General features: G+C 65.5%; 10 protein-coding genes. 8 read left to right on the top strand and 2 right to left on the bottom strand.

The features are described 5' to 3' along the window. Window positions 1-57: 57 nt before the first annotated feature. A complete protein-coding gene (locus JOF47_RS00885; RefSeq protein ID WP_209995335.1) occupies window positions 58-1,653 on the bottom strand; it encodes a purine-cytosine permease family protein in 1,596 nt (531 codons plus the stop codon). Between the two features lie 177 nt (window positions 1,654-1,830). Between JOF47_RS00885 and JOF47_RS00880 the strand changes: the two genes are divergently transcribed. Then, window positions 1,831-3,333, top strand: a complete 1,503-nt coding sequence (locus tag JOF47_RS00880; protein ID WP_209995334.1) for a PucR family transcriptional regulator — start codon at window positions 1,831-1,833, stop codon at window positions 3,331-3,333. 232 nt (window positions 3,334-3,565) lie between these two features. Further along, window positions 3,566-5,029 carry a hypothetical protein gene (locus JOF47_RS00875; protein WP_342592671.1) on the top strand — a complete coding sequence of 488 codons (1,464 nt, stop codon included), beginning with the start codon at window positions 3,566-3,568 and terminating at the stop codon, window positions 5,027-5,029. 126 nt (window positions 5,030-5,155) lie between these two features. On the opposite strand, the gene JOF47_RS00870 is transcribed toward JOF47_RS00875, so the two are convergent. Next, window positions 5,156-5,827 carry a GntR family transcriptional regulator gene (locus JOF47_RS00870; RefSeq protein ID WP_209995331.1) on the bottom strand — a complete coding sequence of 224 codons (672 nt, stop codon included), beginning with the start codon at window positions 5,825-5,827 and terminating at the stop codon, window positions 5,156-5,158. Between the two features lie 164 nt (window positions 5,828-5,991). Here JOF47_RS00870 and glyA point away from each other — a divergent pair, with 164 nt between their 5' ends. From glyA to purU, 6 genes are all read left to right on the top strand, one after another. Then, window positions 5,992-7,314, top strand: a complete 1,323-nt coding sequence (gene glyA / locus JOF47_RS00865) for a serine hydroxymethyltransferase (protein ID WP_209995330.1) — start codon at window positions 5,992-5,994, stop codon at window positions 7,312-7,314. A gap of 4 nt (window positions 7,315-7,318) precedes the next feature. Further along, window positions 7,319-8,536 (top strand): sarcosine oxidase subunit beta family protein, encoded by a 1,218-nt coding sequence (locus JOF47_RS00860; RefSeq protein ID WP_209995328.1) that lies wholly within the window; start codon window positions 7,319-7,321, stop codon window positions 8,534-8,536. 18 nt (window positions 8,537-8,554) lie between these two features. Beyond that, entirely contained in the window at window positions 8,555-8,878 is a 324-nt protein-coding gene (locus JOF47_RS00855; RefSeq protein WP_209995326.1) for a sarcosine oxidase subunit delta, read from the top strand. After that, window positions 8,875-11,787: a sarcosine oxidase subunit alpha family protein gene (locus JOF47_RS00850; protein WP_209995324.1), complete on the top strand. Its 2,913-nt coding sequence runs from the start codon at window positions 8,875-8,877 to the stop codon at window positions 11,785-11,787. Before JOF47_RS00855 ends, JOF47_RS00850 begins: the two co-directional genes overlap by 4 nt. Then, window positions 11,780-12,397 carry a sarcosine oxidase subunit gamma gene (locus JOF47_RS00845; RefSeq protein ID WP_209995323.1) on the top strand — a complete coding sequence of 206 codons (618 nt, stop codon included), beginning with the start codon at window positions 11,780-11,782 and terminating at the stop codon, window positions 12,395-12,397. The genes JOF47_RS00850 and JOF47_RS00845 overlap by 8 nt, the downstream gene beginning before the upstream one ends. Before the next feature lie 256 nt (window positions 12,398-12,653). Then, window positions 12,654-13,520, top strand: a complete 867-nt coding sequence (purU, locus tag JOF47_RS00840) for a formyltetrahydrofolate deformylase (RefSeq protein WP_209995320.1) — start codon at window positions 12,654-12,656, stop codon at window positions 13,518-13,520. The last annotated feature ends 424 nt before the right edge of the window (window positions 13,521-13,944 follow it).

Raw genomic sequence — 13,944 nt, 5'->3', positions numbered from 1 at the left:
GCAGTGGGCCCGGCGGCAGCTCTTCCCTCCGTCGAGCCCACTACGCTTTGCCTGTTGCTACGAGCCGATCTTGTGCTTTCCGGAATCCGTCTCGCCGGCCGGCTCCGTTCCCGAAACCACGTCATCGATCCGCTGCTCGGCGAGCAGGAACTCGGCGCTGCCGTGTTCCGTGATGAATTCCGCGTCGGAGCAGTCGATCTTCAGGCCCAGCGGCACGCCCTGGTCGATGCGGGACTTGAAGCGGCGGAGGCCCAGCAGATAGTACAGCCCCGCGCTGGTGCCGGTTCCCGCCAGCCAGGAGAAGTCGATGCCGCCCACGGCGGTGGCGATCGGGCCCTGGAGCGCCGGGATCGAACCGTACATGCACATCCAGGTCATGAGGATGCCGCCGGCGAAGGCAATGAATGCCGCGGGGTTGAAGGACTTGAGCTTGGACGACTTGGGATCCACGAACAGGTAGGAGAAGTCCTTGTGTCGGCGTTCGAAGACGAAGTAGTGGACGGCCATGATGCCGCCCCAGGTCGCAACCCAGGCCGCGATGGCGATGATCCAGTTGTGCAGGACCTCGGCGAAGTCGTGGGCGAAGAGGAACGCAATGACCGCAGCCATGGACAGGAAGCCAACCAAGATGGAGAGTTTCTTGCGGGAAACGTTGATGTCCAGCGCCTGGGTGGCCACACCGAAGGTGTACATGTTGATGATGTTTGTGGCGATCGGCCCGTGGATGACCAGGAGGATCACCGGGATCGACAGCGTGCCGAAGCTTTCGACGATCAGCTGGCCGGGGTCCGCGGTTCCGTTCTTGGTCGCGAGGCTTGCCCCCAAGATCCCAAGCCACACGACGGGAAGGAACTGGCCCAGGACACTGACAATGTAGAGCTTGTGCGGCTTGATGCGCTTGGACACAAACCGGGAATAGTCCGGTGCGTAGGTGAACCAGCCGATGCCCCAGCCGATGCCGATGGCGGTCATGATCGAGGACATGGCTGCGATTCGAGGCATGCCGGTGAGCACTTCGCCGACGGGGCCCTGGTAGCTCCAGTCGATGTCCAGCTGCGTCCAGGCGAGGATCGACATGGCAATAAGCACCAGGATCGTCGGCGGCATGGTGATGCGCTCGAAGCGCGCGATGGCCTTGTAGCCGCGGTAGCAGATGGCCACCTGGATGGACATGATGACCGCTGCGGTCGCAATGCGCCAGCCCAAGTTGCTCGCACTCGGGTCCACCCAGCCGATCATGCCGAACAGCGCCATGATCAGGTCCAGGATGACCCAGGTGTTGACGGCGGACCAGCCGATGGCAATGACCGCCTGGATGGCTGCCGGCAGGTATGCACCGCGGCGCCCGAAGGCTCCGCGGGCCAGCAGCATTCCCGTGGCACCCGTTTTTTGCCCGAGGATCACGAAGAACCCGAAACCGAGCATGCCGATGACGTTTCCGGCGATCAGGACCGTCAGGGTATCGGCCAAGCCGAGGCCAAGGTGGATGCCGAGGGCCCCCAGGATCCAGTTGATGGGGGCAACGTTGGCACCCGCCCAGATCCAGAACTGCCCGGATAGTTTGGTGGTTCGGGCCGATTCTGGGATCGGCTGCAGGGTGTCTTCGACGTGATGGGTCACGCTTTCGGACGAACTGGGAACTTCAGCTTTCATGGGATGACTCTTTTCCGGCAACGGTGGCTATCTAAGAACTCATCCACAATCCTAGGAGTGATCTACGCCACTCGGTACACTCGAAATGTATATAACTTCGCCCTGCGGGGTGACAGACTGTCACCACCGTGAATCGCGAAAAACCGGACATTAAATAGTTTCCCCGAGGAGTGACGCATGCTTTTGCCGCTGCAGGACGTTCTGGACAGCCCACTTTTCCTCAAGTCACGACCGCAAATCCTGGCGGGTGCCACACGCATCGAACAGACGGGTGTCCGGTGGGTGCACTCGAGCGAAGTCTTGCAGATTGCACCCCTCCTGCGGGGCGAGGAGCTGCTGCTCAGCGGGGGCCAGGCACTGCTTAAGTTACGCCATGAGGCGCAGGTCCAGTACGTCCAGAGCCTGGCGGACAGGAACGTTTCGGCACTTGCCATCGAGACGGCCGGGTTGGCCAAGGGCATCGGGCAGCGACTCATCGAGGCCGCCGAGGACGCCGGCCTTCCGTTGATCGAGCTTCGGGTAACCGTCCCATTCGTGGAAATGGCCGAGGCCATCAACCGCATCATCGTCTCGCAGCAGGCACTGGCGTTGCAGCGCGCGGATGCAATCTCCCAACGTCTGGCACAGCACATTGCCACCGCCGGGCCGAACCTCACGCCATTGGTCACACTGATCGCGGATGCGTTGTCGGTCAACGCCGACCTGGTGGACCTGGCCGGCGTCCCGCTGGCCACGAGCCGAAGCATTCCGGAAGAAGACGAAGCCCTGGAAATCGTCTCGGACATTTTCGTCAGCGACGTGGTCGCCGCCAGGCTTCACCTGCAAAGCCCGCGCGAGTCGGACCGCGAACTTCTCACTACCATCGCCGAGCGGCTGGGCAGCATCCTTGCCCTGGCACTGGCCCAGCACCACAGGCCAACCCGTTCGCAAATTGCCGACTCGGCGCTCATCCAGGCGATCATCCGCAATTCGAGCGCACCGGAGATTCGCGAGCTGAGCGCACAGGTCGGCCTGCCGGTGACGGCACCCGTGGCGATCGTCATTTTCCGCAGCGTCGAACTGGGGCGTATCCGCGGCGCGCTTGAAAGGATCCTGCGGAGGCACAGCCCGGAAATCAAGACATACATGGATTCGGAGTACCTTTACGGCATCATTCCGCTGAACCCCAGCTCCCCGCGCTTTGATCGCAGGCGCCTTCTCGAGCTGATGCGTGCCGACATCCACCCGCTGGCCGTCCAAGGTGTCATGGGGCCGGGCGTTCACGACGCCACGCACGGTTCTTGGTCGCTGCGCGAGGCACTGCTCGCCGAACACCTGGTGGGCGCAATGCCGCATGCCGGCGGGCTAAGGGACTGCGACGACGTTGTCCTGGAACGGTTCTGCGCCCGGGAACTCGACGGCGACGGCGTTTACCGATTTACCCAGGAATTGCTCTCCGAGCTTCTGGAACACGATGCCCAGCGCGGGAGCAACCTGGTCAAGACCCTTGAAACATGGCTGACCTCGGGCTGCAATTCAACGGCGACCGCATCCGAGCTTTTTCTCGAGCGCCAGACCCTGCACAAGAGGCTTAACAAGATCTTCGACATCTTGGGTGGAGACCCCCGGGGCACCTCACGCATGGCGGCGTTGCATCTGGCCACCCGACTGGCCGCCATGAACCCGGCAGTCGACAGGTAGCCGCAACGCCACCATCGCGACGCTCTCCATGTCGCCGGGCAACCGGTCGATCATGTCGACAACTAACATTGGCCGACTCGTCGGCCTCGACGACAAGCCACGGGTTGCGGCCGGCGACCGGAGGGAGCAGCACGCGTGCCTTCATACAGTAGGTCGGCTCCCATGATGTTTCCCGACTCGTGACAGTATGTCTAGGATCTTCATTTTCCCTAGACAGAAGGAAAATTCTTCGGTGAAAAAATCGCTGTTCATCGCCGGCGCGGTTCTCCTCGCCATCCTGGCGATCCCGCTCCTCGACCCCCTGACGAGGGCGCGGGTGTTCACGGGAGTCATTTTCGGTGGCGGCTTGGCCCTCACATTGCTCGTTACAGGAATTCTCACGGCCTTGTTTGGCTTGTTCTCCAAGAAGCGGGGAGTTGCGGTTCTCGGGGTTGTGGCGGCCGTTGTTGCCGTGCCTCTGGCATTTGCCGCCAGCTGGAATGCCAACGTGCACCTGCGCGACACCGTCGCGGTGGTGTCCGCCGAGGATGAGCTCCTGCCGGAGACCGGCCTGCGCGCGCCTTATCTGGTTGCCGAGCGGCAGGCATCATCCAACAGCTCAGGCACCGTCGGCGACATCACCGGGACAACGTACCTGGCCGGCAAGAACGTGTACTCGACCCTGGTGGAACGCCGAGGCTGGCTGGGACCGGGTTACGAGACCATGATCGTCCAGCAGCTCGCCCTGACAGGCCAGGCAACAGGCGAGCGTTGCGATTTTGCCACGCAGGCCAACCGGCGCATGAATGGGATTTTCGGCAATAGCCTGACGCGGGCCATTGCCGGCATCGACACCGGCTTGATCGCCAAGGACGTGGATACTTGGGGATACTGCGACAACGGCACGCCGAAAATCGTCGTCCCGGTGACGAAGCTCGAGAACTGGCTGGCGCCACGGGATGTTCCGGCCGGCGTTGTCGTCTATAACGGCAGCACCGACGAGCTGGAGTACAGGCCCGAGATTGCCTCGGGAGAGCTTCCCGGCCCGGCGGTGTCGATTTCCCAGTCGCGCCGCGTGAACGCATCACTGGCCACGCTGAACGGCGACTGGTGGAGCACCAACATCCTGAAGTCCACCGGCATCACCGATGAACCCAAGGACGAAGACGACACCAACCTTGGGAGCCATTCCAATTTCAGCATGAACTACGGCGAGGACCGGTTCGGGTTCTTCTCTCCGTTCACTTCGCGGGCTTCCTCGCGCACCATCGACCATGTTGCGGTACTCGACAGTTCGCAGGCGCGGGCGGGAGAACACGCCTCCGCGAAGCTGTACACCCTGCGCACTCCCCGCCAGTCGAATGCCGCCACCGCGGACAAGATCAAGGCAGACTACTCGAGCCTGAGCGACTGGGCCACCGGCATGGCCGTTATGGAGATCGTGCCGGGCGGCGAAGGCATCTGGCACGCCAGCATCGGCCAGAAGCAGAACGTGAACTACCGCGTCCAATTGAACGCCGACGGCTCATCCTGCTTGCTGACCGCCACGGGCAATAAGCTGCGCTGCTCCACCGACGCCGAACCCGCGCCCGGGTCCTCGCCGGAAGGAAACGCCGGAACCGGAATGGTCGATCCGTCCGGGCTCAGCAACGAGGAGCTCAAGTCACTGCACGAGGCCATCGTCAAGGAGCTTCACGAGCGTCTCGGCAACCAGTAGCCGTCCGCCGAAGAGGTGGCCCTTCGACGGGGAGAGCCCCGCACCCCCAAGCGCGGGTGTTGTGTTGACGAGCATGGAATGCCCCGGGACACCTTGGTGCCCGGGGCATGGCCGTAAAAGACCGAGCTAGAGGACCGCCCGAATGGTCTGCTCAAAACTGGAGATGTGCCCCAGCGCCAGGTCCGCGGCTTCATCGGCCCGGCCTTCGACAATGGCATCAAGCAGGGCCACGTGCTCATCGACGTGCCCCGCCACCGACGGAACCTTGTCCAGCACCAGGCACCAAATGCGGGTGGCCAGGTTGTCGAGGCGGATCAGCGTGTCCTCGAGGTGCGGGTTGCCGGCCGCCTTGTAGATCAACCGGTGCACGTTGAGGTCGAAGGCCATGAGCCCGCGTTTGTCCACGTTGCGCTCCCCCAGCCCCTCAATGTCCCGCGCCAGCTCGGCCAGCTCCCGGCGGTTCTGGTCCGACGCGCTTTGCGCCGCCTTGCGCGCGGCCAGCGGTTCGAGGATCCGACGGATTTCCGAGACGTCGGCCAGTTCGGTGATATCCACGATGGTGGCAAACGTGCCCCTTCGCGGATAGGAAACCACGAGGTGGTCCGTCTCCAGGCGCTTGAGCGCCTCGCGCACCGGGGTGCGCCCGATGCCCAGCTCGAGGGCCAGCTGGCCGTCGTTGATCGGCTCGCCGGGTCGGATATCGAGCATGATGAGGCGGTCGCGGATATCGCGATAGGCCTGTTCCGCCAGGGAAATCGGCGCATCCGCAAGCTCCACTGGCACTGCGATGTTGCTCATCTGACGACTCCTTAGCTGGGAAATTACGGGAAATATCTTAGTCGGCTCAATGTTCGGCCTTATTCAGACCTGACCATTGACAGTATGTGATCCCCATCATAGCATTGCAACCAGTTCTGATATATCAATCATCAACAACTTGTACTTCAAGGAGTGAAGACTGGATGGCACCCACGAAAACCGCGCTCGTCGAGTCGGCGTTGACCGAGAGCATTGCGACCCTTGATCCGGAGATCGCCCAGCGCATCGACGCGGAGCTGGCCCGCCAGCAGCGCGGCCTGGAGATGATCGCCTCGGAGAACCACACGGCCCTGGCCGTGATGCAGGCGCAGGGCTCGGTGCTGACCAACAAGTACGCCGAGGGCTACCCGGGCCGCCGCTACTACGGCGGCTGCGAGGAGGTCGACGTCATCGAGACGCTCGCCCTGGAGCGCGTGAAGGCGCTCTTCGGCGCCGCGTACGCGAACGTGCAGCCGCACTCCGGCGCGCAGGCCAACGCCTCGGTGATGCACGCGCTGATCCGCCCGGGCGACACCGTCATGGGCCTGAACCTGGCCCACGGCGGGCACCTGACCCACGGCATGAAGATCAACTTCTCCGGCCGCCTCTACAACATCGTCCCCTACGGGGTCGAGGAGGACACCCTGGTCATCGACATGGACAAGGTCGAGGCCCTGGCCCTGGAGCACTCCCCGAAGATGATCGTCGCCGGCTGGTCCGCCTACCCGCGCGAACTGGACTTCAAGCGGTTCCGCGAGATCGCCGACAAGGTCGGCGCGTACCTGTTCGTGGACATGGCGCACATCGCCGGGCTGGTCGCCGCCGGGCTGCACCCCTCCCCGGTGCCGCACGCCCACGTGGTCTCCTCCACCACGCACAAGACCCTGGCCGGCCCGCGCGGCGGCATCATCCTCACCAACGACGCGGACATCGCCAAGAAAATCAACTCCGCGGTGTTCCCGGGCCAACAGGGCGGCCCGCTGGAGCACGTGATCGCCGGCAAGGCCGTGGCGTTCAAGATCGCGGCCACCGACGAGTTCAAGGCCCGCCAGGCCCGCACCATCGCCGGGGCAAGGATCCTGGCCGAGCGGCTGAACGCCCCGGACGTCGCCGCCAAGGGCATCAGCGTGCTCACCGGCGGCACCGACGTGCACCTGGTGCTGGTGGACCTGCGCCACTCGGAGCTGGACGGCCAGCAGGGCGAGGACCTGCTGGCGAAGGTCGAGATCACGGTGAACCGCAACGCGGTCCCGTTCGACCCGCGCCCGCCGATGGTCACCTCCGGGCTGCGCATCGGCACCCCGGCGCTGGCCACCCGCGGCTTCTCCGAGGCCGCCTTCGTGGAGGTCGCGGACGTCATCGCCGAGACCCTCATCGCCGGCACCGAGGAAAACAACGGGGCAACCCTCGCGGCCCTGAGGGACCGCGTGCACGCCCTGGCCGACGCCCACCCGCTCTACCCGAACCTCGCCCCGATTGGAGCCTAAGACCATGGTTGATATTCTCCCCGAGCACCCCGACTTCCTCTGGCACAACCCTGATCCCAAGCCCTCCTACGACGCCATCATCGTCGGCGGCGGCGGGCACGGCCTGGCCACCGCCTACTACCTGGCCAAGAACCACGGCATGACCAACATCGCGGTCCTGGAACGCGGTTGGCTGGCCGGCGGCAACATGGCCCGCAACACCACGATCATCCGTTCCAACTACCTCTGGGACGAGTCGGCCGGCATCTACGAGCACTCCCTGAAGCTCTGGGAGCAGCTGCCCGAGGAACTCGAATACGACTTCCTCTTTTCCCAGCGCGGCGTCATGAACCTTGCCCACACCCTGGGCGACGTGCGCGAATCCATGCGCAGGGTCGGGGCCAACCAGCTCAACGGCGTCGACGCCGAATGGATCACCCCCGAGCAGGTCAAGGAACTGTGCCCGATCATCAACATCGGGGACGACATCCGCTACCCGGTCATGGGCGCGACCTACCAGCCGCGTGCCGGCATCGCCAAGCACGACCACGTCGCCTGGGCCTTCGCCCGAAAGTGCGACGAGATGGGCGTGGACATCATCCAGAACTGCGAAGTCACCGGCTTCATCAAGGACGGCAACCGCGTGGTCGGCGTCGAAACCAACCGCGGGCGCATCAATGCCGGAAAGGTCGCCCTCTGCGGCGCCGGGCACTCCTCGGTGCTCGCCGAACAGGCCGGCTTCGACCTGCCGATCCAGTCCCACCCGCTGCAGGCGCTGGTCTCCGAACTGCACGAACCGGTCCACCCGACGGTCGTCATGTCCAACCACGTGCACGTCTACGTCTCCCAGGCCCACAAGGGAGAACTGGTCATGGGAGCGGGCATCGACACCTACAACGGCTACGGCCAGCGCGGCGCCTTCCACGTGATCGAGGAGCAGATGGCGGCGGCCGTCGAGCTCTTCCCGATCTTCGGCCGGGCGCATGTTTTGCGCACCTGGGGCGGCATCGTGGACACCACCATGGACGCCTCCCCCATCATCTCCAAGACCCCGATCGACCAGCTGTACGTGAACTGCGGCTGGGGAACCGGCGGATTCAAGGGCACCCCGGGCGCCGGCTACACCTTCGCCCACACCATCGCCACCGACGAGCCGCACCCGCTCAACGCCGGCTTCGCGCTCGAACGCTTCGAGACCGGCCACCTCATCGACGAACACGGCGCCGCAGCCGTGGCCCACTAGAAAGGGATCCACACAACCATGATGCTCATCGAATGCCCCTGGTGTGGGCCCCGCAACGAGACCGAATACCACTACGGCGGACAGGCCCACGTGGCCTACCCGGAGGACCCCTCGGCACTGACCGATGCTGAGTGGGCCAGGTACCTGTTCTACCGGCAGAACCCCAAGGGGCTCTTCGCCGAACGCTGGTCCCACGCCGCCGGCTGCCGCCGCTGGTTCAACGCCATCCGCGACACCGTGACCTATGAATTCAAGGCCGTCTACAAGCCAGGCGAACCGCAGCCCACCGCCAACGCCAACGCCCCGGCCGCCACCACAGCCACACAGGGAGGAACCAAATGAGCACCACCTCTTCGCACCGACTCGGCGCGCAAGCATCGGCTTCCGCCCGCATCGACCGGAACCGTCCGCTGAGCTTCACGGTCGACGGCAAGGCCTTCACCGGGTTCGCCGGCGACACCGTGGCCTCGGCCATGCTGGGCGCAGGGGTCAAGACCTGCGGCCCGTCCCTCTACCTGAACCGCCCGCGCGGCATCATGTCCTCCGGCGTCGAGGAAGCCAACGCCCTGATCAAGGTCGGCGCCCGCTACGCCGGCCACGTGAACGAATCGATGCTCCCGGCCACCGCCGTGGAACTGACCGACGGCATGGACGTGACCCTGCTTTCGGGCCTGGGCCAGCTGGACCCGCGCGCCGACGAGGCCGTGTACGACCGCAAGTACGTGCACACCGACGTGCTGATCGTCGGCGCCGGACCCGCCGGCCTGGTGGCAGCCCGCGAGGCGGCCAAGTCCGGCGCCCGCGTGATCCTCGTCGACGAACAGCCGGAGGCCGGCGGATCGCTGCTTTCGGCCTCCACCGAAACCATCGACGGCAAGCCCGCCGCAACGTGGATCGCCGAGACCCGGGAGGCATTGAAGGGCGCGGAGGAATTCACCTACCTGGCCCGCACCACCGCCTTCGGCAGCTACGACGCGAACTTCTTCGTCGCCGTCCAGCGCCGCACCGACCACCTGGCCGGAGAGCTGGGCGCGGGGGTTTCCCGCGAACGCATCTGGCACATCCGCGCGGCCCAGGTGGTTCTGTCCACCGGCGCCCACGAACGCCCCCTCGTGTTCGAGAACAACGACCGCCCGGGCATCATGCTCGCCGGTGCCGCCCGGTCCTACCTGAACCGCTACGGCGTCCAGGTGGGCAGCGACATCGTCGTGGCAACCACCAACGACTCCGCCTACGCGCTGGTCGAGGACCTGCTCGCCGCCGGCACCACCGTTGCCGCGGTCATCGACGCCCGCGAGGAACCGTCGATCCGCGCCACCGAGGTCTCCGCCCTGGGCATCCGGGTCCTCACCCGTTCGGTGGTCGCGGACACCGCGGCGCACGCCGACGGTTCCCTGGCCTCCGTCACCGTTAGCGGCATCGACGCCGACGGCGCGCTGACCGGCACCGTCGAAACCATCAACGCGGATACGCTGGCGGTCTCCGGCGGCTGGAACCCTGTGGTGCACCTGCACTCGCAGCGCGAACGCCGGCTGGGCTGGAGCGAATCGCTCTCGGCCTTCGTCCCCGCCAACCCGGTGCCCAACCAGCAGACTGCCGGCGCCATGAACGGCCGGCTCGAGCTGGCCTCGGTCCTGGCGGAGGGCGCCCGCGCCGGCGCCTCGGCCGCAACGGCGGCGGGTTTCGCCGCCACCGCATCCGTGCCCAGCGCGGCGGTCGAGCAGCCGGGCGAGACCCGCGCGCTCTGGCTGGTTCCCTCGCTGGACGGGGAGACAGGCACCTACAAGCACCACTTCGTGGACTTCCAGCGCGACCAGACCGTTGCGGACGTGCTGCGCTCCACCGGTGCGGGCATGCGCTCGGTCGAGCACGTGAAGCGCTACACCTCCATCTCCACCGCAAACGACCAGGGCAAGACCAGCGGCGTGAATGCCATCGGCGTGATCGCCGCGGCGCTGGACACCACGGACGTGGCGGGAATCGGCACCACCGCGTTCCGCGCCCCGTACACCCCGGTGGCCTTCGCCGCCCTGGCCGGACGCCAGCGCGGGGAACTCTTCGACCCGGCCCGGCTGACCTCCATCCACCCCTGGCACGTGGCCAACGGCGCCCTCTTCGAAGACGTCGGCCAGTGGAAGCGCCCCTGGTACTACCCGCAGGACGGCGAGGACATGGACAGCGCGGTACTGCGCGAATGCAAGGCCGTGCGCGACTCGGTCGGCTTCATGGACGCCACCACGCTGGGCAAGATCGAGATCCGCGGCAAGGACGCCGGCGAGTTCCTGAACCGCATGTACACCAACGCGTTCAAGAAGCTCGCCCCGGGCCTGGCCCGCTACGGCCTGATGTGCGGCGCCGACGGCATGGTCTTCGACGACGGGGTGACCCTTCGCCTGGACGAGGACCGCTTCTTCATGACCACCACCACCGGCGGCGCCGCCAAGGTGCTGGACTGGCTGGAGGAATGGCTGCAGACCGAATGGCCGGAGCTTGACGTCAAGTGCACCTCGGTGACGGAGCAGTACTCGACCGTCGCCGTCGTCGGGCCCAAGTCCCGCGCCGTGATCGCCAAGCTGGCCCCGGAGTTGGACCTGGACAACGAATCCTTCCCGTTCATGGCCTTCCGCGAGACTGTGCTGGCCTCCGGCATCCAGGCGCGCATCTGCCGCATCTCCTTCTCCGGCGAACTCGCCTTCGAGATCAACGTGCCGTCCTGGTACGGGCTCAAGGTCTGGGAAGACGTCGCCGCGGCCGGCGAGGAATTCAACATCACCCCGTACGGCACCGAAACCATGCACGTGCTGCGCGCCGAAAAGGGCTTCATCATCGTCGGCCAGGACACCGACGGCACCGTGACCCCGCACGACGCATCCATGGGCTGGGTGGTCTCCAAGGTCAAGGACTTCGTGGGCAAGCGTTCCTTCGACCGAGTCGACAACCAGCGCGCGGACCGCAAGCAGCTGGTCACCGTGCTGCCGGCGGACAAGTCGTTCCGCCTGCCGGAGGGCACCCAGCTGGTGAACGCCGGCACCCCCATCACCCCGGCCGATGCGCCGGTGCCGATGGAGGGCTACGTGACCTCCAGCTACCACTCGGCCGCGCTGGGCCGCAGCTTTGCGATGGCGCTGATCAAGAACGGCCGCGCCCGCATCGGCGAAGAACTCCAGGCCTACGTCGACGGCCGGCTGGTCGACGTCGTCGTTTCCGAAACCGTACTTTTTGATCCCGAAGGGAGCCGTCGAGATGGCTGAGCAGGTATTGACCGACATTTCCACACTGCGCCGCAGCCCGCTGTCCCACCTTGGGGAGGCCTTGGTCCGGGGATCCGTCCAGGGCGCACGGGGGGTCCAATTGCGCGAAATCGCCTTCACCACCCAGGTGGGGCTGCGCGCCGAACCGGGCTCCGCGGCCCACTCCGCCCTGGCCAAGGCCACCGGCGTCGGCCTGCCGGAATCCGTGGGCAAGGTGGCCGGCGACGCGGCCGGAACCGCTGTGCTCTGGCAGGGACCTGACGAGTTCCTGGTGGTGTCACCCGAGGCCGGCAACCTTGCCGCCGAGCTGGTGGAGGCACTGGGGAACGAGGCCGGGCAGGTCGTTGACCTCTCCGCGAACCGCACCATCCTAGAACTCTCCGGGCCCAGCGCCCGCGCGGTGCTGGAGAAGGGGTGCCCGGCGGACCTGCACCCGCGCAGCTTTGCCGCCGGCACCGCGATCTCCGCGGCGCTGGGACTGGTGCCGGTGCTGCTGTGGAAGACCGACGAGAGCACCTACCGGCTGCTGCCGAGGGCTTCCTTCGCCGACTACACGGCACGTTGGTTGCTCGACGCCATGACGGAGTTCGCTTCCCCGCAGATCGACTAGCTGCACTGGGCCGGCCGAACGAGCTTTTCCGGCAATTCGCCGCCCGGCGGGCGACCCCACCCGGGTCGCCCGCCGCAATGCTTTTGCCGCAGCGGGAGCGGCCAGCGCGGCGAGCCTTTGTTCGCAGGGCAACGGCGGACATAAGGTGTCACTGCATGAGCCCATGGAAACCATGCGGCCAACAAGGCCTGCATGAGAACCAAGTACAAGGAAACTTGCGCGGCGCAACCCGCCGTGAACGTAAGAAAGTGTTGAGATGGATACGAATTCCGAAGTTGAACATGTCCTGACCATTGCCTGCCCCGAACGCCCGGGCATCGTGCACGCGGTCACCGGATTCCTGCTGGAGCAGGGCCGCGACATCGTGGAACTCAAGCAATTCGGCGATCGCCGGGCCGGCCAGTTCTTCATGCGCATCGACGTGGCGGGTGCCGATACCCCGGGACTCACGGAGACCATGCGCACGGAATTCGAGCCGATCGCCAAGCAACTGAACGCGGAGTGGACGCTGGATCCGAAGGGCACCAAGCGCCGGGTGCTGATCATGGTTTCCAAGTTCGACCACTGCCTCAACGACCTTCTGCACCGGGCCCGGCTGGGCGAACTGCCCATCGACATCGTCGCCGTGGTCTCCAACCACCGGGACCACGAGGCGCTGGTGGAGTGGCACAACATCCCGTTTTACCACGTGCCGGTCACCCCGGACACCAAGCCGGCCGCCGAGGCCAGGCTGCTGGAACTGATCGACGAGTACGACGTGGAACTCGTGGTCCTGGCCCGCTACATGCAGGTGCTCAGCGACGAGCTCAGTCGCAAGCTCTCGGGGATGACCATCAACATCCACCACTCGTTCCTGCCCAGCTTCAAGGGTGCCAAGCCCTACCACCAGGCCTGGGACCGCGGGGTCAAGACCGTGGGCGCCACGGCGCACTACGTCAACGCCGAGCTCGACGAGGGGCCGATCATCTCCCAGCAGGTCCAGGACGTCGACCACACCTACTCCCCCGAGGACCTGGTGGCCGCCGGCCGCGACACCGAATGCAAGGCGTTGTCCAACGCGGTCAAGTGGCACTGCGAGGGTCGCGTCTTCCTCTACGGCAACCGCACCGTGGTGCTCCGCTAGAAGCGTCATTCTTTAAGAGAGATCGGTCCCGTACTCCCCTAAAGGGAAATGCGGGACCGATCCCGTTTAGCCGTGCCAGCCACGCGGAAAACGACGCTGGCGAGCAACCGGAGAACACCGAGCCCGGCAAACACCTGGATCGCCACCAGTCCATGGCCAGTGCCGTCGTGGGCACGATTTCGCCGGACCCAACCGTGGAGAACCTGATCCACGCGGCAATGCCATCGACTCGCTTGAGCCTGGCGGTGCCGTGTCAGCACCGGTGGGGTCTTGATCTACGAAGGCCTTATCCAACGTCCTTCCAAGGGCAACCACCATTTTTTTGGGCGGTGAAGTCGAGGACGTTGGCGGATTCACGTGTGTATCCGTAGAGCATTCCGATGAGGGTTTTATGTGTACCGTATAGGGCTCGCGAGATTCTGCC

Source organism: Paeniglutamicibacter kerguelensis (assembly GCF_017876535.1).
Lineage (GTDB): Bacteria > Actinomycetota > Actinomycetes > Actinomycetales > Micrococcaceae > Paeniglutamicibacter > Paeniglutamicibacter kerguelensis.
Note: the sequence above shows the minus strand (reverse complement) of the source record. Positions and strands in the feature narration are given on the sequence as shown.

Excerpts from the sequence above, each read along its gene's own strand:
- JOF47_RS00885 (WP_209995335.1), bottom strand. The coding sequence starts at position 1,653 with ATGAAAGCTGAAGTTCCCAGTTCGTCCGAAAGCGTGACCCATCACGTC.
- JOF47_RS00880 (WP_209995334.1), top strand. The coding sequence starts at position 1,831 with ATGCTTTTGCCGCTGCAGGACGTTCTGGACAGCCCACTTTTCCTCAAG.
- JOF47_RS00870 (WP_209995331.1), bottom strand. The coding sequence starts at position 5,827 with ATGAGCAACATCGCAGTGCCAGTGGAGCTTGCGGATGCGCCGATTTCC.
- glyA (WP_209995330.1), top strand. The coding sequence starts at position 5,992 with ATGGCACCCACGAAAACCGCGCTCGTCGAGTCGGCGTTGACCGAGAGC.
- JOF47_RS00860 (WP_209995328.1), top strand. The coding sequence starts at position 7,319 with ATGGTTGATATTCTCCCCGAGCACCCCGACTTCCTCTGGCACAACCCT.
- JOF47_RS00855 (WP_209995326.1), top strand. The coding sequence starts at position 8,555 with ATGATGCTCATCGAATGCCCCTGGTGTGGGCCCCGCAACGAGACCGAA.
- JOF47_RS00850 (WP_209995324.1), top strand. The coding sequence starts at position 8,875 with ATGAGCACCACCTCTTCGCACCGACTCGGCGCGCAAGCATCGGCTTCC.
- JOF47_RS00845 (WP_209995323.1), top strand. The coding sequence starts at position 11,780 with ATGGCTGAGCAGGTATTGACCGACATTTCCACACTGCGCCGCAGCCCG.
- purU (WP_209995320.1), top strand. The coding sequence starts at position 12,654 with ATGGATACGAATTCCGAAGTTGAACATGTCCTGACCATTGCCTGCCCC.